Annotated in this window: 19 protein-coding genes and 2 tRNA genes; 12 read left to right on the top strand and 9 right to left on the bottom strand. The window is 39.7% G+C overall.

The window, feature by feature from the left end:
* Positions 1–144 precede the first annotated feature (144 nt).
* Entirely contained in the window at positions 145–270 is a 126-nt protein-coding gene (locus METTI_RS16185; protein ID WP_023845392.1) for a hypothetical protein, read from the top strand.
* A gap of 272 nt (positions 271–542) precedes the next feature.
* Here METTI_RS16185 and METTI_RS15955 read toward each other — a convergent pair whose 3' ends face one another.
* On the bottom strand, positions 543–692 hold the full coding sequence (locus METTI_RS15955; RefSeq protein ID WP_169729105.1) for a hypothetical protein: 150 nt from the start codon (positions 690–692) through the stop codon (positions 543–545).
* A 174-nt stretch (positions 693–866) separates the two neighbouring features.
* A tRNA-Arg gene (locus METTI_RS08395) sits at positions 867–941 on the bottom strand.
* Positions 942–1,099: 158 nt separating this feature from the next.
* On the opposite strand from METTI_RS08395, the gene ilvE reads away from it, so the two are divergent.
* From ilvE to METTI_RS15790, 8 genes are all read left to right on the top strand, one after another.
* Positions 1,100–1,978: a branched-chain-amino-acid transaminase gene (ilvE, locus tag METTI_RS08390; protein ID WP_023845390.1), complete on the top strand. Its 879-nt coding sequence runs from the start codon at positions 1,100–1,102 to the stop codon at positions 1,976–1,978.
* A gap of 231 nt (positions 1,979–2,209) precedes the next feature.
* The gene (locus METTI_RS08385; RefSeq protein WP_023845389.1) at positions 2,210–2,458 is read left to right on the top strand and encodes a hypothetical protein; all 249 of its coding nucleotides are present in this window, start codon (positions 2,210–2,212) and stop codon (positions 2,456–2,458) included.
* A 10-nt stretch (positions 2,459–2,468) separates the two neighbouring features.
* Positions 2,469–4,379, top strand: coding sequence for a molybdopterin biosynthesis protein (locus tag METTI_RS08380; protein ID WP_023845388.1), 1,911 nt, complete (start codon positions 2,469–2,471; stop codon positions 4,377–4,379).
* Between the two features lie 69 nt (positions 4,380–4,448).
* Positions 4,449–5,540, top strand: coding sequence for an OBG GTPase family GTP-binding protein (locus METTI_RS08375; RefSeq protein ID WP_023845387.1), 1,092 nt, complete (start codon positions 4,449–4,451; stop codon positions 5,538–5,540).
* A 66-nt stretch (positions 5,541–5,606) separates the two neighbouring features.
* Positions 5,607–5,679: transfer RNA gene (locus METTI_RS08370), tRNA-Gln, on the top strand.
* A 278-nt stretch (positions 5,680–5,957) separates the two neighbouring features.
* Positions 5,958–6,269 (top strand): hypothetical protein, encoded by a 312-nt coding sequence (locus tag METTI_RS08365; RefSeq protein ID WP_023845386.1) that lies wholly within the window; start codon positions 5,958–5,960, stop codon positions 6,267–6,269.
* A 1-nt stretch (position 6,270) separates the two neighbouring features.
* Positions 6,271–6,651 (top strand): DUF2283 domain-containing protein, encoded by a 381-nt coding sequence (locus METTI_RS08360; RefSeq protein ID WP_023845385.1) that lies wholly within the window; start codon positions 6,271–6,273, stop codon positions 6,649–6,651.
* 288 nt (positions 6,652–6,939) lie between these two features.
* Positions 6,940–7,113: a hypothetical protein gene (locus tag METTI_RS15790; protein WP_023845384.1), complete on the top strand. Its 174-nt coding sequence runs from the start codon at positions 6,940–6,942 to the stop codon at positions 7,111–7,113.
* Between the two features lie 109 nt (positions 7,114–7,222).
* Here METTI_RS15790 and METTI_RS08355 read toward each other — a convergent pair whose 3' ends face one another.
* Genes METTI_RS08355 through METTI_RS08340 form a run of 4 tightly spaced genes read right to left on the bottom strand, consistent with a single transcriptional unit; the run spans position 7,223 to position 13,012 of the window.
* The gene (locus METTI_RS08355) at positions 7,223–9,670 is read right to left on the bottom strand and encodes a plasma-membrane proton-efflux P-type ATPase (RefSeq protein ID WP_023845383.1); all 2,448 of its coding nucleotides are present in this window, start codon (positions 9,668–9,670) and stop codon (positions 7,223–7,225) included.
* Between the two features lie 13 nt (positions 9,671–9,683).
* Positions 9,684–9,965, bottom strand: coding sequence for a hypothetical protein (locus METTI_RS08350; RefSeq protein WP_023845382.1), 282 nt, complete (start codon positions 9,963–9,965; stop codon positions 9,684–9,686).
* The gene (gene ccoS, locus METTI_RS08345; protein ID WP_023845381.1) at positions 9,962–10,156 is read right to left on the bottom strand and encodes a cbb3-type cytochrome oxidase assembly protein CcoS; all 195 of its coding nucleotides are present in this window, start codon (positions 10,154–10,156) and stop codon (positions 9,962–9,964) included. The genes METTI_RS08350 and ccoS overlap by 4 nt, the downstream gene beginning before the upstream one ends.
* Positions 10,157–10,162: 6 nt before the next feature.
* Positions 10,163–13,012 (bottom strand): cbb3-type cytochrome c oxidase subunit I, encoded by a 2,850-nt coding sequence (locus tag METTI_RS08340; protein ID WP_023845380.1) that lies wholly within the window; start codon positions 13,010–13,012, stop codon positions 10,163–10,165.
* Positions 13,013–13,603: 591 nt separating this feature from the next.
* Between METTI_RS08340 and METTI_RS08335 the strand changes: the two genes are divergently transcribed.
* Positions 13,604–14,935 (top strand): Fic family protein, encoded by a 1,332-nt coding sequence (locus METTI_RS08335; RefSeq protein ID WP_023845379.1) that lies wholly within the window; start codon positions 13,604–13,606, stop codon positions 14,933–14,935.
* Positions 14,936–15,057: 122 nt separating this feature from the next.
* Here the strand turns inward: METTI_RS08335 and METTI_RS08330 are convergent, their stop codons facing one another.
* The 3 genes from METTI_RS08330 to METTI_RS08320 form a co-directional block, all read right to left on the bottom strand.
* Positions 15,058–17,007: a VIT and vWA domain-containing protein gene (locus METTI_RS08330; protein ID WP_023845378.1), complete on the bottom strand. Its 1,950-nt coding sequence runs from the start codon at positions 17,005–17,007 to the stop codon at positions 15,058–15,060.
* A gap of 95 nt (positions 17,008–17,102) precedes the next feature.
* Entirely contained in the window at positions 17,103–17,621 is a 519-nt protein-coding gene (locus METTI_RS08325) for a hypothetical protein (protein ID WP_023845377.1), read from the bottom strand.
* On the bottom strand, positions 17,618–18,646 hold the full coding sequence (locus METTI_RS08320; protein ID WP_023845376.1) for a hypothetical protein: 1,029 nt from the start codon (positions 18,644–18,646) through the stop codon (positions 17,618–17,620). The genes METTI_RS08325 and METTI_RS08320 overlap by 4 nt, the downstream gene beginning before the upstream one ends.
* Positions 18,647–18,823: 177 nt before the next feature.
* Here METTI_RS08320 and METTI_RS08315 point away from each other — a divergent pair, with 177 nt between their 5' ends.
* Together METTI_RS08315 and METTI_RS16100 are read left to right on the top strand one after the other, a co-directional pair.
* Positions 18,824–19,654, top strand: a complete 831-nt coding sequence (locus tag METTI_RS08315) for a CbbQ/NirQ/NorQ/GpvN family protein (RefSeq protein ID WP_023845375.1) — start codon at positions 18,824–18,826, stop codon at positions 19,652–19,654.
* Positions 19,655–19,681: 27 nt separating this feature from the next.
* Entirely contained in the window at positions 19,682–23,104 is a 3,423-nt protein-coding gene (locus METTI_RS16100; RefSeq protein WP_023845374.1) for a nitric oxide reductase activation protein NorD, read from the top strand.
* The last annotated feature ends 21 nt before the right edge of the window (positions 23,105–23,125 follow it).

Below are 23,125 nucleotides of genomic sequence, written 5' to 3'. Positions count from 1 at the left end.
TATAAAAATAAATATTATAAATAGAGAATGGTTCGAAACTAGTTGATTAATATCAAAAAGTGAAAGGAAAAGGGTTTTTGCATGTAAACATGTATACATACATAACAATATACTAAATCAAGTGCTAAAAAAAGGAAAGTAAACATGGGAAAAGATGAAACAAATATGCACAGACGCAAGGAAGTCAATGAGTTTGTAAAGACCAGCAAAAAAGAGAAAAAAGACGAGAAAAAGAAGGATAAAAGAAACATCCTCGGTCTTAATGACTGAATCTCTTTTTTATTTATTGTGTTAATTCTTTTTCGGAGACATATTTACCAGCACATGTACCTATATAGATTCTTTTGCCTAGAACTAAATATGAGACTGAACTAGTATGCTCCGAGTAACATGTTACTCAAGTAGTGCCTTCCTAAAACATTTCTGAAAAACGTATTGGTGTACGAACGGGGCGTCTAATTGGTTCACCGGCGCCCATACTTTTCTTTAATGTCTTTTTTCCAAAAGACAGTCATCTGAAAAAGGAGAAAAGCTGATTTTGCTTAGTCAAGAATTCCTTCAATTTTGCCGCCATCATAATTGCAGCGGGTATTAATTACTCCTTGCAGAATAGGCCTGTAATCTTCATCGTCATCCATAATACGGGAAGGTTCACTTTTCCTGTAGTCGTTTGTTTCCATCAAAATGCTCATTGTCTCACCAAGAATTACATGATAATAACAAATGACAATAATAATACGACTATTATATAATAGTTGCACAATAATAATTGCAGAGCTATGATTACTATATATTTCTAAATAGTTCATCTGGGAGGAAGCAGAAACTAATCAACATAAAGTTAAAGATATGAAAAAGAAGAAAAGCGATCCCGAAGGGATTTGAACCCCTGACCCTCGGGTTAGAAGCCCGATGCTATATCCTGGCTAAGCCACGGGACCGCTAAGCATTGACTGGGATTGCAAATAGGTTTTTTAGTATAAAACACTTTTGTCAGACCATGGCCACTTTGAGAATTAGTAACGCAGGTTCAGGTGAATAAAAATAAATAATAGTTTAACCTGAACACTAGCAACTATTATTATACTGAGGCTTTACAATGAGTGAATTATTGATTTATTACAACGGTGACTTTGTCCCTAAATCACAGGCCACAACCTCCGTCTATGACCATGGATTTTTGTATGGAGATGGCGTATTTGAGGGAATCAGAGCGTACAATGGACGTGTTTTCAAATTACGCGAACATGTTGACAGACTCTATGATTCCGCAAAGGCAATTGCCCTTGAAATACCACTTTCCAGGGAAGAGATGGAAGAGGCTATTCTGGAGACACTCAGGAAAAACAACCTGACAGACGCATATATCAGACCTATTGTTTCAAGAGGTGTTGGTGACCTTGGACTTGACCCAAGGAAATGTCCAAAACCAAACATCTACATCATCTCACAGGAATGGGGAGCAATGTATGGCGACCTCTATGAAGTTGGTCTTACCGGTGTTACCGTATCAGTCAGAAGGAATTCCTGTGATGCACTGTCACCAAACATCAAGTCACTCAACTACCTGAACAACATCCTTGCGAAGATAGAGGCAAACGAGAAAGGCGGAGATGAAGCAATCTTTTTCGATCAGAATGGTTACCTCTCAGAGGGTTCAGGAGACAATATATTCATCATCAAGAACGGCAAGGTTTACACACCACCGACAATCAACAACCTGAAAGGAATCACTAGGGCAACAGCCATTGAGCTTCTTTCCGACATGGGAATTGATACCCACGTTGAGAACCTTGGAATGTTTGACCTCTACACCGCAGACGAGATTTTCGTTACAGGAACCGCAGCGGAAGCAGCACCTCTTGTGAAGGTAGATGGTCGTCCTATAGGTGATGGAAAGCCAGGCCCAATCACAAAGAAGATAGTTGCAGCCTTTGAAAAGGTAACAACGACCACCGGCACACCGATTAATCCCTGAATATCAGGCACAAATAGACTCTAAAATGAAGACATAGTTCTTCATTCTTTTTTTTCTTTTAGCACTTTTATTTTCTGCCAGCTTATGCTCTGTAAATCCAGAATAAAAGTAAATGTCTCAAAAACATTAATTAGGCATAAGTCCTGTAATATATAATTACAATAATAATTGAGCTCTTATTGAGAAATTAACAAATATTGAGGGATTTTAGTCCAGCAGAGAGGTCATTAAATGGTAGAAGAGGGAAAAAGAGATAAAATTGTTCTGGAAAACCTGAAATATCTGAACGATTCAGTGTTGGCCATATTACTTTTGATGCCTGTTACCCTTGTCATCACTTTTGAAGCGCTTGATGATACAGGAAGTCTCAAATGGATTTCCATTGCAACATGGATAGTGTACCTGATGGGACTATGGTATGTAGCTTCAAGAGTATTCAGGCTTAACAAAAAGCTTATTGAGTATATAGACGAAGAGTAGACCGACCAGAATGGAAAGGAAAGAATTCAGAGAACTGACATCCGTAGAGGATGCAAGAGATTTGGTTGAAAGCATTAAAGTTCAACCACAAATTACTGTTTTACCTATTGAGGAAGCTGCAGGACGCATAATTGCAGAAGATATGCTTTCAGGACTTGATGTGCCTGCATTCAACCGCTCTGTAAAAGACGGCTATGCTGTCAGGGCAAAAGACACATATCAGGCAAGTGAACCAGAGCCGATTGAACTTAAAGTTACAGGCTCAATACCTGCGGGATGTGAAGACAGCTTTTTTGTTGATGACGGCGAGGCAGTCGAAATATCCACAGGTGCTCCAATCCCCGATGGTGCTGATGCTGTTGTAATGGTTGAAAGCACAAAACAAACCGGAGACTCACTCCTTATCTACCAGCCGGTGCACATTAACGAGAATATAATGCGTGCAGGAACTGACATAATGAAAGGCGAGAGGATCCTGAGGAAAAATACACGCATTGGTTCCCGTGAAATTGGTGTTCTGGCATCAATCGGCATGGATAAAGTTCCGGTTAAAGAACTGGTTGTTGGAATAATTTCAACCGGTAGCGAACTTATAAGACCCGGGGAAGAGTTGGGAACCAGTAAAATCTACGATGCTAATTCATACGCAATTTCTGCCGGAATTGAAGAATGCGGCGCAACTCCACGAATATATGGAATCGTACGTGATGATGAGAAACTCATGGAAGAAGCCCTTGACAGAGCAATAGCAGAATGTGATATTGTACTTACATCAGGAAGTACTTCCGCCGGTGCAGGCGACATCATGTACATGATCATTGAGGAAAAGGGAGAGACTCTTACACACGGAATTGCTATCAAACCGGGAAAACCTGTGGTTATCGGCATGATAAATAATGTCCCTACAATCGGACTTCCGGGCAACCCAACCTCGGCTCTTAGTATATTTAATGAATTTGTTGCACCGATAATTTACAATTCACTTGGTGTTAAGCCATCTTTTAAAACAAAAGTAACTGCTATTATGGGAACTGGAATACGTTCCGGCGGCAGGGAGGAACTTTTCCCTGTGGGTGTTGTCCGTGGCAAAGTTTATCCTGCGGATAAAACATCAGGAGCAATTACTACACTGTCAGATGCAGACGGGATAATAGAGATTAGAGCACACACCGAATATATTGAACCCGGTTCAGAAGTTGAAGTTACAATGTTCGGTAACGTCACAAGTCCGGACTTGATGCTTGTTGGCGGCCAGTGTCCTGGAGTTGACCTGCTTGAAGAGATGACAGGACTTAATTTCAGAACACTGAATATGGGGTCAAGTGCAGGTTTTACAGCAATGTCAGGCGGTGTTGCAGATATCGCATGTGTCAACATGGTTGATGCAGATGGCAATTACAACTCATCTGTCCTGAAGAGAATGAATCTTGAGGACGTGGTGCTTGTAAAAGGATACAGACGCGAGCAGGGGCTTATATTCTCACCGGATACTCACGTCTATGGTCTTGAAGATACAATCAATCTCCATATTATTAACAGAAACAGAGGCTCCGGCACAAGAGCGCTTCTTGACAGGGAAATTGGTCTGCTGGCCGAAGGAAAGGGAATCTCAAAAACTGAGATGATAAAGAGCCTGAAAGGATATAATTCAGGATCCAAAAGCCACAGATCAGTATGTGATGCCGTAAAAAACGGCAGAGTCGATGTTGGATTTGGCATAAAGGCTGCTGCAGAAGAAGCTGGTCTTGAGTTTATTCCACTGGCTGAGGAAGAGTTTGATTTTGTGATAAGAAAAGACCTTCTGGAAATAGAGGAAATACAGAAGTTCCTTGCAGTATTGCGTTCAGAGGACTTTTCAAAGAGACTGCCTCCGGGAATCAGTACTTATGAAATGACCGGTAGTATAATATCCTCCTTCTGACGTTAAGTCATATTCAAAATTCAAAAATCAGGAAAATCTTTTTTATTTTGACGTTATGGTAGGTTGCAAATGGGATTACACGAGGATATACAGGAAGTTGAAGAGGAGATCAGGAAAACTCCCTACAACAAAGCGACATCACATCACATTGGGAGATTGAAGTCTAAACTTGCACGTCTGCGTGATGAAGTTGTCAAAAAAGCTTCAAGTAAGGGTGGTAGTGAAGGATATTCCGTCAGGAAATCTGGAGACGCCACAGTGACACTTGTAGGTTTTCCTTCTGTGGGAAAATCCACTTTGCTCAACCAGCTTACCGGAGCTGAATCTGAAGTCGGTGCTTATGAGTTTACTACCCTTGATGTTATTCCCGGTGTGCTTGAATATAACAATGCAACCATCCAGATTCTTGATGTACCAGGACTTGTTAAGGGTGCAGCAAGTGGAAGAGGTCGTGGAAGAGAAGTTATCTCAGTTGTGAGGAACTGTGACCTTGTTGTCTTTATTCTTGATGTTTTCCAGAACTATCACCATGATGTCCTTACACAGGAATTGTATGATGCAGGTATTCGTCTTAACCAGAAGTCACCTGATGTTGTTATTAAAAGACAGGACCGTGGTGGAATTACTGTTAGCAGTACCATGGATCTTGATATTTCTGAAGATTTGATTAAGGCTGTACTGAATGATTATAAGATTCACAACGCTCATGTGCTTATAAGGGACAATATTAATGTTGACCAGCTTATTGATGCGGTCATGGGTAACAGGGTGTACATCCCTGCGGTTACCGTTGTGAATAAAGTAGATATGGCTGATGAGTATGTGCTAAAGAAATGCAAGGAAGATTATCCTGATGCTACATACATTTCTGCTAATGAAGGCCAGAACCTTGAAGCTGTGAAAGAACTGATTTATGGTGCTCTTGATTTCATACGCATCTACCTGAAACCTCAGGGCGGACCTGCTGACATGGAAGAACCGCTTATTGTCAGGAAAGGAGTTACTGTAGGAGATATATGTGACCACCTGCACCGTGATTTCAGAAGAAAGTTCAGATATTCACAGGTATGGGGAACTTCCGCAAAGCACCCAGGACAGCGAGCCGGTCTTGACCATGTGCTTGAGGACAAGGATTTGCTTACACTTATCATTGCCAAATAATAAACTTAAATCCTTTGCCTGCATAACAAATAAGTATTATTATGCATTTATTGTGCTGAACATTGTAGTCCCGTAGGGTAGCGGTCAATCCTTTCGGCCTTTGGAGCCGAAGACTCCGATTCGAATTCGGGCGGGACTATCTTTTACTTATAATATCCCAATTTTTCGAGTATTGTTTCAATTGACGAGACATTCCTTTGCCCAGTCATGTTTCACCCCAAGAACCCTTTTCAGAATGACAAATGACAAGCTTAAAATGCAATAAGTTGGAACAGTGAGAGTAATGAACGTTGCAAACAATGTTGGTGGATATCCTGTTGAACAAAGTTAATTCTTACAAACCGTATCAGTGAGAATGAGGAACTAGATCATAGTGAAAACGAAACAAAAGAGTGATGATAAACTCCCCCTTCAAACATGAAAGACATGGATATCTATACTTTCGGAAAAATCCTGTCGGAAATCAAAATAGATGATATTGAGGAATCTGATCATTTTATTGACAGAGACAGAGTTCGTCTCCGCATGGGTATTGAGAACCTATATGTGTTCATAAATAGAAATACTCCTGTTGCAATTTTAAAGCAGTCTACAGGAAAGTTTAAAGTAATGTATGAGTATAGTAAAGAGTACGATCTTAGTATAGTCTTTAGTGTGAAACAAAGAAATCCATTAAAACTCATATTGGTTACATGCTTCAAAGAATATTCCAAAGAGAGGATAAGATAACATGGTTCAGAAGGTCATAAGCAGAAAGGGTGATACTTCCGACTATGATATGGAAAATGATAGTTTTTTTGCATATTCCAGTAAAATGAAGTACAAGTCATCCATAGATATAAATGGAATCATCTTAGACGTTGCTGAAGACAATTCCATTATGGGTGTGGAAATTCTCGATGTTTCCAACAGGCTTGGCGTCTCCAAGTTCGACATGAAGAACTACAAGTCACTGGAAATGACCGTTGATATTTCAGAAAATGTCATTGAAGTAGAGATTACATTTGGTATTTTGAAAAGAAATAGGCCAATACCACATGTGGTGGCAGCAACTGCTCTCAATTCCATGCACTTGCCAGAAGGTTCAGGGTCATTGGCTGTTGTTGCATGAAACAGCACCAACTACTTTTTTAGTTATTCTTTACGAATTATATTTAACCTCGTTCTTACTTTCTCACTCTCATTACTACCTGTAATATCCCTGTCAATTCAGATTGATTTTTCCATATATCTTCCTTTTGTAGTTATGGGAATCATAACCATACTCCTTTTTTGTCTATCAAACATCGATTCTACATACAAAATTGTAATTAGTAGCATAAAAACAAAAGTTCAAACACAAATTTAAAATCTCTACGCCAATATATAACTAAATACCAAACAATGGGAGTGAAAGGGAATGGTAACTAAATTTGAGATTTACACAGAAGATGGAAAGCATATTACAACCCTTACTGCAAAGGACATTAAAATAACAGCAGATGCCACACTACTTGGGGAGTTTCAGGCTGACGGGGCATTTGAAGCAAAGGCAGTTATTCCCAGAAACTGGGCAATAGTAGAGGCGCAGTGATTCACACTGCACTTTTTACACTGTATTTTACATTTAAAGACTTATACTTGTAAAGCGAGTAAGTGTTTCAAATTACTGTCACATATAACTATTTTTTGAAATTATCTTATCATCTGTGAAAAATCAATCCGCTATGATCCAGCAGGCTATACAACCTCACTTTTATAACATCTGTAATCACAAAAGCCACCAGTGAATACAACCATACAATGCCTGCAAGTTTCCATCCTATCGGTGATATGTAGAAACCATAAACAACAACCAGGGTTGCAAGGAATTTGGTGCCGATTGTTGACCAGAAGAGTATTCCGCTTGGCCTGATAGACCAGAAAGGACCTCTTGTACGTGCAAGGAATATTGTAAGATGCCCTGCAACCGCAAGCTTCAGGAAAATAAACGACTGCAATACATCCTGATTAAGATTAAGCACACTCATTCCTATGTAGAAAATAGCAAATGACGAGATGACACCTATAATTCCAAGGAATGTTGCCATGCTAAGTACTTCCCTGATATTCCACTTTTCCGGGAAATTGGAATACTTTACATTATCATAAGCAATAGCCATAATAGGTGCATCATTGAACAGTGCAAGCAACACAATCATGATAGCTGTCACAGGGTAGAAATTAAAAGCAATAATAGAAATCGCAATGAAGAACAAAACACGTACAGTCTCAGCTATCCTGTATATGGAATAACTCTTCATACGCTGGAATATCTTACGGCTCTCTTTTATCGCATCGATAATAGTTGAAAGACCAGGAGCCGTAAACACAATATCAGCAGCAGACCTTGCTGCATCCGTGGCTCCGGCAACGGCAATACCTGCATCTGCTTTTTTAAGAGCAGGAGCATCATTCACACCATCACCGGTCATACCTACTATATGTCCATCATCCTGAAGGAGCTCAACTATCCTGTACTTATGCTCCGGGAACACCTGCGCAAAACCATCCGCCCTGTCAACAACCTCCTGTGCCTGAAGGTCAGTCTTATCTTCCAGTTCCGAAGCCGTAGTGATATTAGTACCCATACCAATCTGCTGTGCAATTTCCTTTGCAATGGCAGCATGGTCACCTGTGATCATTTTAACGTCTACGCCCATGGATACAGCAGTATCAATGGTCTGCGCAGAATCCTCATGGGGTGGATCGTATAACCCAATAAGTCCTGCAAAGTGACATTTATCCTCTTCACAAATACCAACAGCAAGAGGACGATAACCTTTGGATGCGAGGGAATTTACCTTCCCTTCCACATCATCCCTGATACTGTCACTGTTGACCGCCATATCAAAAATTACCTGTGGTGCTCCTTTGGCAACCTTGAACTTTCTGCCATCAGGACTCTCAATACTGGCTTCCGTATGTTTGATAACAGGATCAAACGGCTTAAAATCCAGTACATTATAATCATTTGTAGCTTTGTGCAGACCATCCATAGTTTCTATCTTTTTCAGGACAGCATTGTCGATTGGGTCATTGTCTTCCTCTCTGGAAGCAAGGGCACTGTAAATTAAAAGTTCATCTGTTGTATAATCACCGAATGGAGTCAGTTCAGATAACGTCAGTTCATTCTTTGTTATTGTACCGGTCTTATCGGAACAGAGAACATCCATTCCTGCCATTTCTTCGATAGAGACCAGCTTACTTACGATAGCACCCTTCCCCGCAAGGTTGGTGGCACCAACGGCCATGGATACTGAAAGTACCGCAGGCAAAGCTGCAGGAATGGCAGCAACAACAAGTACCAGAGCAAACTGAAGCGTTTCTACAAGACTCTCATGTCGGAAAACGGCAACGATAAAAACGACAGCAACCAGAATAGCAGCAAGGAATATGAGATAATCACCGATCTTAATGATAGCTTTCTGGAAATGACTCTGTGTTTTGACATCTGTCAGTAATTTTGTAGTTTTTCCAAAATAGGTATTCATCCCGGTGGCAAATACAACTCCATTCATTTCCCCTTTCTGAATAACAGAACCTGAAAAACCAATATCATTGGTGCCTTTGTCTGCAGGCAGGGATTCTCCCGTCAGTGCAGATTCATCTATCTGCAGATATTCACCATCAAAGAGTTTGACATCTGCCGGTACAATATCACCTGAGCGAAGACGAATAACATCCCCCGGTACAAGTTCCCGTGCAGGAAGGAGCTTCCATTTCCCATCTCTCAGAACTCTTGCCTGAAGAGCCATTTTGCTTTTAAGTAACTCAATGGCATTGTCTGCTTTATTCTCCTGCCAGAAACCCACCACACCATTCAGGATCAGCAAAATCGAGATTATGGCAAAATCCTCCCAGCGTTGAATGAATGCCGAAAGCAAAGCTGCTATCTCTATCATCCAGGGAATCGGACCCCAGAAATAACCAATAAACTTTGTGAAAAGACTTATCTTCTTTTCTAGCAGTTCGTTATAGCCATATTGCTGAAGCCTTTTTTGTGCTTCATCATCTTTTATGCCTTTTACACTCGAACTCAACCTTGAGAATAATTCATCCACACTCAGATCTTTTGCGTTGGTTATACCTTTGGTTGCCGTTTCCTTCATACTATCTCACCACTCACATTGAAATGCTTCCAAACTCTGCCCAATGTGCCATAAAATAGGCAACTGTCCATATGAACAGTATAAAATAAACCACATAAAGGAAAATAGTAATCGGCCCATGTGATTCGGCAATTACACCTCCAAATTCCTCTGCATGGGAATTTGCATCTTCCAGACTGTAGTGGTCTTTGTTCTTTGCGCTCAGCCAGATTAATATCAGGCTGGAAAGCACTATGAGAACAGTTAGCCATACCAGAGAATTCAGATAGGCTCCGTACTCCATGGTAAAACTCATGTATTCTCCCCCCTTGCTTCATTCAGTTCATCAGTAACTGTTCTGTCCGGCCTGTCAATCTCAAGCATCCTGTATTTTGCTTCTTCTATATCCCTGAACTGACCGGTCTTAATTCCCCATATAAAAAAACCAAGGAAAATGAGGAATAATGAAAATGCTACCACAAGCATTGCCAGATTATATTCATCCATACAACATCAGCTCCTCATATTTCTTGCATATTCGCCTTCATACAAAGGTCCCCATTTTGCATTGTAGTCGTCTGTTGTGGCGAAATCCTGAATATAGAATATTGTCATGTATATTTCATCGTCGCTGAGAGCATACTTCCATGGAGGCATGTTTGTGGTCTCCACACCCTCTTTTACCTTCCAGACATACTGGCCATAATACTGGAAATCACCACCAGATTCTGTGAAATTTGCAGGTTCCGGGTTGACATATCCACCTGAACTCAAAATAGAGGCTACACCGTCTCCCTGTCCTCCAACACCGTGACACTGGGAACAGTACAGATTAAAGAGCTTCTGTCCTGTGGCAAACTCTTCCTGTGTTCCCTCAATAGGTGGTGTGATATGAGTCTCATTCGAGAAAGTAATTGCTTCAGCATCGGAAACATCGCCGCTAACTGTCCTGATGGAACCTGTTGCAAAACTCATCTCATAGAAATTCGTCTTCCAGATTTCAGTCTCGTTCATGCTCAGTTTCCAGCTTGGCATTGCTGTACCCGGAACACCTTCACTTACACGCCAGAAGTGATAAGGATCCCCAGGTTCGGGCATATAGCTAAGTATTCTTTCATGGAGATTTGCGGGCTGCGTCACAACATGTCTTGCATATGGACCCTGGGCATTTCCGGAACATCCGTGACATGCCAGACAACGTTCTGTATATGTTTTCTTTCCTTCTTCAAATACAGTGGCAAATTCCTCACCTGTTGCCTTATCTCCTGTATATGTCTGGTTACTTGAATTGTAATTCATCATGGCAGCAGACATGTAATTTGCATAAGGTTGATCTTTATCCTGATACTCATATGGAACATCCGGATGGAAACTCATCTCATCAAGGTTGTACGTTCCAAGGTTCTGGATGTATGCCACCAGTTGATCAAGTTCGGTGTCTGTGAGGAATTCGAATGGTGGCATAATAGAACTCGGACTTGTAGTCCTTGCATCCCTGTCATGCAGGTAATGCCATCCGGTAGGTCTCATTCCTCCTATCTGGGAAAGATCCGGCCCTGTACGCTCCGTACCCAGCAGATGAGGTGAATCGTAGTAGTAATCACCCTGTTCGGATATTCTTCCGATTGCCCAGTCCTGTGGTCTTACAAATTGTGAATGACAATAGAAACAACCCATTTCTTTATAGAGTTCTCTTCCCTGTGCTTCTTCTACAGTATAAGGATGTGCCATATCCGTGGCATTTACGGTATCAAGATTAAGTGCTGGCATTGCAACCACCATCCAGGTCATCAGAAGGAAAAGACCCAGGCCTCCGAATACTATAATTGGCATACTTATGGAATGCTGGGATTTTCGTTGTAATTCCGAATGTGGTCTGGAGCTTTGTTCGGAAGATATACTGAAGATATGCTCCTCAACATGAGGCTCCTTAGAATGCGTAAATGTAAGCAGGGTGTTATATGCAAAAACATATCCTGCCACTACAACCATTCCACCGCCCATAGCTCTGGTAACATACCAGAACTGCAGGAGTTTTAGTACAGGAGCTACTGTGATGTTCTGGAACCATGCTGAATTGGCTACCAGTCCTGCTATTGTCATGGACAGGAAAAAAGCGGTAAATCCTATGAGTGCAAGCCACCAGCTTATACTCATGAGCCTGTCACTGTATATCTTAGTCCTTGTTATCTTAGGAATTAGCCAGTACATCATTCCTACTGCAAGGAAGCCAAAACCTCCAAGTATTGCCAGATGAGCATGCCCCACTGTCCACTGTGAGAAATGCAGGAAGGAATTTGTGCTTCTCAGACCTTGATAACTTCCCTGAATGGAAGTGAGAACATAGAAGAAGAAACCTGTTACAATAAACCTGAAAGGAATATCCTTTGTGAATGTATCCCAGGAACCCCGGAGAGTCATGCCCAGGTTCACTGCGAACGTGATGACAGGCACAAGCATCAGAATGCTCATGACAACTGCGATAGTCTTCACCCATTCAGGTATTGCTGTCTGAAGCAGATGATGGCCTCCAACACCTGTATAAAAGAAAGCGATAGTGAAGAAACTTATAACCGAAAGAAGGTGGCTGTAAAGTGGTCTGTTTATGATACGTGGAACTGCATAATACCAGGTGGCTATTCCAAGGGTGGTGAACCAGAGTCCCAGAACATTGTGACCATAGTACCAGTTGAATATCGAATCTGTAATCCCCTGAAGTGCACCGGATGGTGGATTCCACATGACATTTCCTACAAAATAAACAATTGGAAACCAGATGAATGTACCTGTGTAGTACCACGTGGAAACATAGAGTTTTTTCTCGGTCCGGCGTCCGAAAGTGGATAGAATATTATAAAGAATCAGCAGCAATGTAAACATAATGAGAACATCGATGGACCATGGAAGTTCTGCATATTCTCTTCCCTGAGTATCACCAAGGAAAAGAATCATCATTATTCCTACCAGAAGAGCGAAGTTCCAGAGTACAGCAGATATTTTAGCGAGTCTGGAACTATATAGTTTAGTATTCACAAGTCGCGGGATAGCCCAGAACATACTGCCTATCAGACCCGAGGATACGAATCCGAAAAGTACACCGTTAACATGCGCAGGCCTTATCCTGCCAAATGTAAGGAAAGCTGCATCACCTAGGAAATAAGGCTGGAAGAATTTTATTGCAAGTATAAATCCCAATGTGGCAAATATAGGAAACCATAATAATGACCCTATGAACCAGTATTTTACCGCATCGTCACCTTCCAGAAATTTATCTCCGGCAAGTTCATCTTTTATATTATTTGTCTTATGCTCATTTTGAGATGACGGATCGTCATCCTCCTGCAGACTGCTGTCAGACCCCATTTACTATATACCTCCCCTGAAGAAAAAAAGAATTTTCCAAATAGAACAACCCCTTTTAATCTCCCTTGTTAAATTGGGAGACCGATAGTATATAAAATAAATCCTAAAGACATGTGTAAAATATAAAACGATTAATATGAAATAAAATAATAAATGTGCATGTTTGCACAACAGCGATTATATGTAATGTGAAAAGATTCATATTTTTCGGCTTAATTAAAAATTAACAACCTTTATATACTAATTTATATACCATTTATATGGTACACATGAATGACAATGGCAAGTCAAGCACCATGGGAATTATGCTTGTAATTCTCCTATATATCGCAATGATATTTGTCATGGGGTTAGCTGCAGGTTATATTAATTTGAGATAACAGCAGCGTTTGGAACTGGAATTAATCATAGGCAATTTGATTATCGGGAGAGTACATACTTTCTGCTTTACCACACAATTTTTGTATGCCTGACTTAATACAGCTAATTGATAATAACGATCAGAATCTATCAATTCCCATCAAATTGATAGATACCATTATTTAATATCAAAACCTATCAATATGTATTAAATTGATAGATATTGATAATATGAAAAGGTTAGCCAGAACACCGAAGTTATCGGAAAGCGAAGAACAAAAAGCTGTTCTTAGTCTCGATAATAAAGAAGTCGTGGAAATAGTTAATGACTACAATGAAAGATATCTTCACTGGGAAGAAGTCAACAGAAGAAAAGACAAACTTCCTGTGAAACCGGAATATATCTGGCACCTGATGAAATTTTTCAGAATAATGAAATCCAGAAGTATTGTTTTTGGCAGATACAGCCTCCACTACAACATACTTGATGACTTTCAGGAAAAGCTTCACATTCTGGATAAGGGTGCAGCAGGAAATCTCGCCAGCACTATCGATGCAATATCCGATACAAGGGAAAAATACATACTAAACTCACTAATGGAAGAAGCCATCGCTTCAAGCCAGATTGAAGGAGCAACACCATCACGCAGGGTTGCAAAGGAAATGCTAAGAGAGAACAGGCGTCCCCGGAATAAAGACGAGAGGATGATCATCAATAATTACAACACTATGAAATACATCCTTAAGATCAAAAATGAGGAACTTACACCTGAACTTCTGTTAGAGATACAGAAAAGAATGACATACGGAACTCTGGATGACAAAGAAGACGAAGGTACATTCAGGGACAACAACGAAATCCGTGTTTTTGATAACGACGGAGAAGTGCTTCATGTTCCCCCGGAACACAGTGAAATACCGGAACTCGTAGACGCTCTCTGTGATTTTGCAAACGACAGAAATAACAGTTTCGTGCACCCGATAATCAAAGGAATACTCCTGCATTACCTGCTTAACTACATACACCCGTTTAATGATGGAAACGGACGAACCGGAAGGAGCCTCTTTTACTGGTATGTTCTCAGGAAAGATTACTGGCTCTTTGAATACATGTCAGTTTCACGTCTAATCTACCAGAAACGCAGACAATACAAAATGGTATACCAGTATGCAGAATCGGACCTTATGTTCGATTCGGATAACGGACTGGGAGACCTTACCTACTTTATCAGATTCAACCTGAACACCATAATGGAATCACTTGAACATATCCAAAAATATCTTAAAGAAAAACAGAAAGAACAATACCTTGCACTGAAGAAACTGGAAGAATCTGATAATCTCAATACACGCCAATTGCAAATCATCCAAGAGTTTGTGAAGCATCCGCAAAAGACCATAAACATCAAAACCATCATGAGTACTTACGGAGTGGCCTATGCAACAGCAAGAAATGACCTGTTTTATCTTGAAAAACTTGGATATCTGAAAAAGATAAAAGCAGGAAAGGAATTCATTTTTATTTTCAACGACAGCAGGAAGAGTGATGAAGAGAATATCTAATTAGCTCTCAATCCTCCGTACCTTAGTTAGACAAAATCTCGAAAATGTCCTTTTTATTAATCCTAAGTCAAAAAAGAAAATAATCAAATGGAAGCTGCAGGCTTCCATTATTAAAACCTGAACTATTCTCCCCTATTCCTAAAAACAAGCATTGCAAGTCCGAACATTGACAAGGTTACCACCAGACCAAATCCAGGAGACGCCTCTTCTGAAGAGTCATCTGAAGGTTCCTCAACAGGCATTGAGTCTACCATTGCCTCTTCGGATTCAGTTTCGTCATCCATGACCATTGCACTGTCATAGGATTCTGTCGGGACTGTCATCGCATCTTCAGCTACAGATTCTCCTGAATCAGAATCATACACTGGTTCTTCAGCCTGTGGGATCTCTACAAAGAACGAAGTATACGGAGTGATAAAACTATATTCAAGTGCGAGAGCAGTCACTTCAGATACCAGTTCATCAGTTTCCCCTTCTACTTTCATCTCGTCAAGTTTGTTCCTGATAGTATTGTAAGCCCACAGACGTGGAATGAAGCTATTTTCATCCGAGGTTTGAACAGAGAAATCATGCTCAGAATCATACGATCCATCTCTGGTGAAACCTCGTACCTCTGCATTTATTGTTGCTGTGTTTTCTTCATACTTACCAAGAATTATCTTATCGGAACCTACGAAAAGGTGCTCTTTACCTGTAACAACCAGATCACTGCCTTCATCATAAACGAACATAAGATCAGTCACAAGTGGCGTTGATATTGTATCATAGAAATTACTAATTCCTTCTGCAGCTTCTGAGTTCTCCTCAAAATAGACTGCAATTCCCTGATTTTCAAGACTCAGTGCCTGCAGGAAATTGAAATCATAACTGCCTTCCTGACCAAATGCAATTGTAAAGAGAGCAGCATCAAACTCGTTTGCTTTTAGCACATTTCGCCTGATCATTGCAGTTGAAGTAATACCTTCAGTTGGCTCTCCATCTGTCAGAAAGACAACTATTGGAACATTGTCAGTTGAATTTCCAAACATTTTTACTGCTGCAACCAGTGCTTCATTAATATTAGTTCCTCCTGATGCATGTTTACTGATAACAAGAGCTATTGAATCATTCTTGTTCTCATCTGTTGCAGAAAGAATAAATTCACTGTATGAATCAACATTAGTATCAAAGAACATAACATTGAAATTATCATCCTCAGGAAGCTCATCTATAATTGATGAGAAAGCAACTTTTACCTGTTCCATCTTCAGACCGCTCATCGATCCAGACTTATCGATAACAAAAATAATGTCTTTGTTAAGTGGAGAGGTATCTAATTCATCCGCAGTTGGTGAGAAGATATGCATGAAATATCCTGTACCATTGACCTCATAGAATAACATCTGACCATCAGCACCAGTGTTCTCTGTCTTGAATACAACATTCATATCTGAATCAGGTATGCCTTCTGAACTGTACTCTATTTTTGCACTATCTGTAGAAGGATAACTAATATCTGCATCAAATCCCGGTGTGTCAACACTCAGGACATCAGTTGATGAACTTATATCAACATTCACATTTAGGTTGCTCACATAATGGTTACTTCTGAGATACTGCAAGTATTCGTACTCGTCCATTGTCCTTGTAAGAGCCTGTTCATAGGTGAGTTTCACTATGATGCTCTGGTTTGCCTCAAAGTTAAGGGAGTATGAGAACAGCTCTGAATCTCTGGTTTCCAGCAGACCTGCTGTTCTACCGCTTGATACTGCCTCTGAAAACTTTTGCTGTGCCTCCTCATTTTCAAGTATGTCAGCCTGATATTCTTCTCCATCTATTGTTATGGAGAAAGCTGACATGAAAGCACCCTCCGGAATAAGGAACTGAAACTTGTCTGTTACAGAAGCATTGTTTACATTCTCAAGTTTTTCTTCAACTGTGGTTATGGCATAACCATCGTGAATCATGACATCTATGTTCATGTAATCTGATTCAATGTTCGATTGAGCCATCGAAGGCACAATCAGCGATACACATGCTAAAGATAACAGCAATAAAACCACAGCTCTCACAGAGCTTTTTTTAATATCCATAATGACCACATATCCCGACTAAATAGTTCTGTACCTTGAAGGTTGAAACTCTACTTTAAAAAATGTTTTGGCCAAAGCTAAAACTAAATTAAAATTCATCTACAAACTGCATAGAAAGCTTTCATAACAATTAGAATCATGAATATAAAGTGGAAAAATAAAAAGTACATTATAATGATATAAAATAAGAATAGAACAGTTACAATGAACGAAAAATTAATGGAATAAACAAGATTTGGATTAATCCAAGTTCCACCTATTACTACAATAACTAATAAAATACCTACTAAAATCGTGTAAAAAATATTTGCAAATGTCCTTTCTTTCAATGCACAACCTAATGAAGAACTTGTGTCTACTGCTTTTAACATAACAGCAGAATTAATCAAAAAACCAATTATGATTGAAGAAAAAGAAATTACATAGTTTGATTGCTCTAGTTTGCAGGAGGACACAAATAAAGGAAATAAAGAAAAAACTACTGCAATAATGTAAGGAACAAATATTATCCAAAAAACAATGTGGGAAAGATGAGCATCCTTCTCTAATTTAGCGTAATTATCCCTTACAATATGTGATACGTCAAAAATTATTGGACTTTCTTTATTAGTCATATCTGTCTGTATTTCCTTGCTACACTGGCAGCATATTCACGTGCTTCACTCATAACATAATTGTGTGCTATCGAGCCATCTTTTTTAATAACATCATCATCTTTAAGAGGGTAAGATTCTCTAAACTTGAGATCATCAGAATCAATCTTAACTATGAACTCTCTTAGAGGTGTCGTTACCGTAACTTTCACACCTTTCATTTCAGAGTTTGTTACTTCATAAAACACAGTATCTTTTGAGTTTAGAATCATCTGTTTTAGTGATGTGGTTAGTTCTTTTACTTTTGAATATGGAACCAAACTTCCATTTTTAGAAGAAGTGATAGACAAATTAACACTATTCAAGTCGTCTATTTTAATAAGTTCATGGTTATTAGTTGTATCATTGCCTGTTGTCGATAATATCTTGCTTGCATTATCTTTTGATATGTCATGTGAAATAAGTTCTATTTCTGTTATTCTGTCACCATGAGTCATAATATCAACAAGTTCTCTACTAACCAAAGGATTGATAGATATGGTTGCGTCAACGCCAGATTCACTATCCAATTCCTGAATTAACATTTCATTTAATTCTTTTTTCAACATTTCAGTTAAAATAGTTTTATATCCGTTTCTAGAATAAGTTTGGGCAATTAGATAAGCTTTATTTTCTATCAACTTATCTTGGAAATAAGAAAAAGTTAAATCAAACACTGGAGTTTTCTCACGATCTATAGATTTCTCATCAATTTCACCAGTATTGGTATCCATTATTTTTCTAATAATACCATATTCTCCATAGTAAACTAGAGATTGAAGAATGTCCATCTCCTCATCTTTAGTTATCAATGGAGATTTCTCAAATTTTAATGCCTTTTTGCTTGATTTTTCTAAGAATGGTTTGCGATTATATGTTGATATTGCATTAGAAATTAAATCAAAAAGAGATTTGTTTGTTCCAAACAAATTATTGATATTTTGATCTTCTTTTGATCTTTTTTCTCGAATTGTTATAGAATAAGGGTGCAAATTTACTTTTGACATGAAGCCCATCCCTTGTTATTTAAAAATAAATGACGAAAATTGACTAATATTTAAAAAGTAACTGATTGGATAAAAATATTAGCATTGTAGAAGGGCTATAAAATTAGCAATTCAAATTCCCTGCACAGCACATTTAAACCAGAAAAGGATAGTTACTACCATAAGAGGAGGATTGCTATGGCAATGAAATGCGCTTTATCCGAGGAACTGCCGGTTGATGAATACCTGATAACTGAAGAACCTTATTACGTACCAGTAGGCAACGAAGTGGAAATTTTTATAGCTGCTTACAGGAACAAACTTCCGGTTAACCTCAAAGGACCGACAGGTTGTGGAAAAACACGATTCATGGAGTACATGGCATGGAAATTACAGCGTCCTCTGATAACAATTGCCTGCCATGAAGACCTCACAGCAACTGACCTTGTGGGAAGATTCCTAATCAAAGGTGACAACGTTGAATGGAGTGACGGACCTCTCACAAAAGCAGTGAAAAGCGGTGCTATCTGCTACCTTGATGAAGTTGTAGAAGCCAGAAAAGATACTATAGTAGTCATTCACCCGCTAACCGATGACAGGCGCATAATCCCAATTGACAAACTCGGAGTAATTGTCAAAGCACCGGATGAATTCATGCTTTCTGTTTCATATAATCCCGGCTACCAGAGCATTGTCAAAGACATGAAGCAGAGTACAAGACAAAGATTTGTTGCCGTTGAATTTGACTATCCACCTGCTGATCTGGAAAAACAGATTGTGGCTCATGAGACACATGTTGACGAGCAAACTGCAGCCAGGCTTGTTGAGATAGGCCAAAGCATAAGGAACTTCAAGCACCACGGACTCGAAGAAGGAGTCAGTACACGTCTGCTCATCTATGCTGGCAAACTTATTCAGGAAGGAATCGAGGCAAAAGAAGCCTGCCGTATTGCCATGTCACAGCCAATAACTGACAACCAGGACCTGCAGAAAAGCATTGATGAAATTATTGCAGCAATTATGGGATGAGTTATAAGGATCGAATAGCGGGGATAAATGAGTACTGAAAAGATTACAGGACTTATATCATCCTATTTTCCATCACTTGGAAGTTCACTGGTTTCTGAAATTGAAACAGGATTTTCCAATCTTGATGACAATGCACTGGAAACCATACTCCATGCAGGAAAAGGAGCAAAAAAAAGAGGGCAGAGAGTCCTTATTGCCTATCTTGGAGCAGCACCCGGAGTATTCAAAGTTCTTGGAAAAAGAGAGTTCGCTAACTGGCTTGGGCTCGCAAAGAAGGTATCCCTTCTTAGTGTGTCATGCTGCGAAGGATTCTTTGATTCTTCACTTGACATAATTAATAAAGGCAAATTTGAACTTCTTGAAAAGTGGACCCTGAAAGGAATAGAACTATCATCCCAGAACAAATGGATTGCAATAGCCTATTTCAAACATACTGGTAAAGTTGTTGTCATCACAGAACCTGAATGGTTCCAAAAACTGGTTTCTTATGGAAGTGAGCTAGGGAACATTAATACAAAAGTCGCAGAAGCTTATTTTGAACATCTGGAACAACTGAATTTACTAATAAATGAAGATGACTTTTCAACATACTGCGAAATTGTAGAGAAAATCAGCAGCATACACTGGCTTACAGGAATTGAACTAATTGACATCACAGAAAATATATTAACCGATATTCCAGCTCAAAAAAGAAAAACAATTCTTGTTTCAATGAAAGAAACATTGGAATGCGGAGAACTCGTCACAATGGCACTGTTCAGAAATGCCGTAACAATTGTGGAAAAAGCAGATGACACAAAGCTGACAAGACTAATTGATGCCACCTGTAGCCTTGCAGACAAAGACAAAAAAAGCGCCGGTTACTTTCTAAAAACATATCCGCAGCATATTGGTGCATTGGAACTTTCCGAAGCATTGGAATGGATAGACAGAGGAACAAGGGAATTAAGCAACAACAAAGATGTTCTTCGGAATTTTGTATCAACTGTCTTCACACTTGGAAAATATGAAAACACAACTGCTGAGAAGAGATCAGCAATTGTAGATGCAGGTATCAAACTTGCAGACATCCAGACCGGATGCCTTGAAAGCTATTTTGAGAATGCATCTGAAGCCTCAAATATTCTTGGCAAGGACATGTTCATTATCTGGACAGAGATTGGTGAAGGAATCGCATTGCAAGACCCGGATGGAGGCAGAGAATACTACGAAAAATCGGTTATATCTTTATCAAAAGTACCACCTCAACTACACGAAGAAACGTTCAATATCGCTGACAGACTTCTTCAAAGAGAAGGAGCCCTTACAAGCACATTCTTTGCTAATCTTGGAAACTTTGCAGACAAAAACAAAATTGAAAATGCTGAAAAATGGGCAAATATAGCAACCAGGGTTTACGAAAAAGACAGGAACCTTGCACTGGATTTTTTTGCGAACTCTCCCACTCTTCTTGAAAAGCTGGATATTGAAGAACTGGAAGACTGGACTCTAAAAGGACTTGAAGCAGCAAGTGAAAAAGAACCTGCAGGAAAAGCCTATTTTTCACTTGAATCAAAAAGTTCCAGAGAGCTTGTTGAGGAACTCACAGGTGCTGTTGCTCTTAAGAAAGTTGCCAACGTCCTGAGATATTATGCCCTTGGGCTTTCTGGTAGTAATTTCATAATACGTTCCATGGCAGCTTTACCTTTACAAGTCGAAGTTCAGGGAATGAATCCTATCATCGCAGGGAACACAATCTATCTCGCACCGAAGATGAGAGTTTACGAGAATATAGACGATAATTTCAAGATCTATAAACTCAGTGTGATGCACGAAGTTGGACATGCACGCTACAGTTCACTGGATGCTGACCCGCAAAAGCTAACCGAACTTGAAAAACGCATCAGAAATAGATATCCATCAGCAGTTACTGAAAAAAAGCAAGATGAAGAAATTATCGATCTTGTGGACCTGCTCTCTCTTTTTCCAAACCAGATACTTGCAGCAACCATATTTGGAATACTGGAAGATGCACGTGTTGAGTATATGATAATGGAGCATTACAGGGGAGTGCGTACTGACCTTGAAGAAGTACGCTACCAGATGCTTTTAATGAGAGAAATACCGGAAGATGAACTTGAGAAATTCATGGAGGGGTTGTTATGGATCTCTACAGGACATACTCCTAAAGCCAAACTTGAACTGGACAAGACTATGAATCAAATCCTGAATAGACTTCAGGATGAGCTTGAAAACAGGATATTCACTACTAAATCCAGCACCTTTTCAACCTTTGAACTGGTTTTTGAAATATACTGCACTCTGGAAGATAAACTCGGATCACTTGATGATATCAACTACAGGATGATCAAAAATATCGAATATCGTGGGATGGATGTGAGTGCAAGCGGGCAGACTGACCCTATGATGACTAATCCATCAGAGGATATCATCAAGAACTTTATTCCTGAGACAGAATCAGATCTTACTGCTGAGGAGGACAGGCCAAAAGAACAGGCAACAGATAAGCCGTCACAACCCCTTGAAAATAACTGGCGGGTGCTTGGCAGTTACAAGTATGATGAGTGGGACAGCACAATCAATGATTATCGCTCTGAGTGGAGCACTGTTAATGAAATGGAACCCCACGGAGGAAACACTGCTCACTACAAAAAAACGTTAGAACGTTACGGGAATGAAATTGCACTTCTCAAACATACATTTGGACTTATGAAACCGGAATCATTCCATCGGATGAAAGGACAAAACGACGGTACTGAGATTGATATTGATGCTTACACTGAGTCCCTGATTACCAAAAGATGCGGAGCAAATCCTGACGAAGGAATGTACATCAGGTGGGATAAACAGGAAAGAGATGTCGCAACCCTTTTCCTTATGGATGTGAGCGCCTCCACACGCAAGATACTTGGAATGGATGGCAGAAGCATACTTGATGTTGAAAAAGAAGCTTTGATAATAATGAGCCAGGCGCTTGAGAGTATTGGTGACAAGTATGCAATCTATGCATTTTCCGGAAAAAGCAAGGATAATGTAGAATATTTCAAGATCAAGGAATTCGATGAGAGATTCTCAGATAATGTTGCAAAGAGAATGAGCATACTGGCTTCTGAGTCTAACACACGTCTTGGACCAGCTATCCGCCATTCCATAAAGAAACTGGAAAAGGCCGGTGCAAGGACTAAAATGCTGGTATTGCTGTCTGACGGCGAACCATATGACAGAGCCAGAGGTGAAGATTCATATCAGGGTGACATTGCGCAGGAAGATACCCGAATGGCAATCTCTGAAGGACAAATTCGTGGAATATATTTCTTCTGCATAACGGTGGATAAAAACCCGGGACAATATCTCAATAACATCTTTTCCGATGTTGGATATACTATTATTGATGATGTATTGATGCTGCCTGAAATGCTGCCGCTTTTGTATAAGAGGCTGACAACATAATTATTAATCTGGTTTATCCAA

It is taken from the genome of Methanolobus tindarius DSM 2278 (assembly GCF_000504205.1).
GTDB lineage: Archaea > Halobacteriota > Methanosarcinia > Methanosarcinales > Methanosarcinaceae > Methanolobus > Methanolobus tindarius.
This window is presented reverse-complemented; position numbering and strand designations above follow the sequence as displayed.

What these genes read in the sequence shown, in the direction of transcription:
- METTI_RS16185 (WP_023845392.1), top strand. Translation starts at nt 145, where the DNA reads ATGGGAAAAGATGAAACAAATATGCACAGACGCAAGGAAGTCAATGAG.
- METTI_RS15955 (WP_169729105.1), bottom strand. Translation starts at nt 692, where the DNA reads ATGAGCATTTTGATGGAAACAAACGACTACAGGAAAAGTGAACCTTCC.
- ilvE (WP_023845390.1), top strand. Translation starts at nt 1,100, where the DNA reads ATGAGTGAATTATTGATTTATTACAACGGTGACTTTGTCCCTAAATCA.
- METTI_RS08385 (WP_023845389.1), top strand. Translation starts at nt 2,210, where the DNA reads ATGGTAGAAGAGGGAAAAAGAGATAAAATTGTTCTGGAAAACCTGAAA.
- METTI_RS08380 (WP_023845388.1), top strand. Translation starts at nt 2,469, where the DNA reads ATGGAAAGGAAAGAATTCAGAGAACTGACATCCGTAGAGGATGCAAGA.
- METTI_RS08375 (WP_023845387.1), top strand. Translation starts at nt 4,449, where the DNA reads ATGGGATTACACGAGGATATACAGGAAGTTGAAGAGGAGATCAGGAAA.
- METTI_RS08365 (WP_023845386.1), top strand. Translation starts at nt 5,958, where the DNA reads ATGAAAGACATGGATATCTATACTTTCGGAAAAATCCTGTCGGAAATC.
- METTI_RS08360 (WP_023845385.1), top strand. Translation starts at nt 6,271, where the DNA reads ATGGTTCAGAAGGTCATAAGCAGAAAGGGTGATACTTCCGACTATGAT.
- METTI_RS15790 (WP_023845384.1), top strand. Translation starts at nt 6,940, where the DNA reads ATGGTAACTAAATTTGAGATTTACACAGAAGATGGAAAGCATATTACA.
- METTI_RS08355 (WP_023845383.1), bottom strand. Translation starts at nt 9,670, where the DNA reads ATGAAGGAAACGGCAACCAAAGGTATAACCAACGCAAAAGATCTGAGT.
- METTI_RS08350 (WP_023845382.1), bottom strand. Translation starts at nt 9,965, where the DNA reads ATGAGTTTTACCATGGAGTACGGAGCCTATCTGAATTCTCTGGTATGG.
- ccoS (WP_023845381.1), bottom strand. Translation starts at nt 10,156, where the DNA reads ATGGATGAATATAATCTGGCAATGCTTGTGGTAGCATTTTCATTATTC.
- METTI_RS08340 (WP_023845380.1), bottom strand. Translation starts at nt 13,012, where the DNA reads ATGGGGTCTGACAGCAGTCTGCAGGAGGATGACGATCCGTCATCTCAA.
- METTI_RS08335 (WP_023845379.1), top strand. Translation starts at nt 13,604, where the DNA reads ATGAAAAGGTTAGCCAGAACACCGAAGTTATCGGAAAGCGAAGAACAA.
- METTI_RS08330 (WP_023845378.1), bottom strand. Translation starts at nt 17,007, where the DNA reads ATGGATATTAAAAAAAGCTCTGTGAGAGCTGTGGTTTTATTGCTGTTA.
- METTI_RS08325 (WP_023845377.1), bottom strand. Translation starts at nt 17,621, where the DNA reads ATGACTAATAAAGAAAGTCCAATAATTTTTGACGTATCACATATTGTA.
- METTI_RS08320 (WP_023845376.1), bottom strand. Translation starts at nt 18,646, where the DNA reads ATGTCAAAAGTAAATTTGCACCCTTATTCTATAACAATTCGAGAAAAA.
- METTI_RS08315 (WP_023845375.1), top strand. Translation starts at nt 18,824, where the DNA reads ATGGCAATGAAATGCGCTTTATCCGAGGAACTGCCGGTTGATGAATAC.
- METTI_RS16100 (WP_023845374.1), top strand. Translation starts at nt 19,682, where the DNA reads ATGAGTACTGAAAAGATTACAGGACTTATATCATCCTATTTTCCATCA.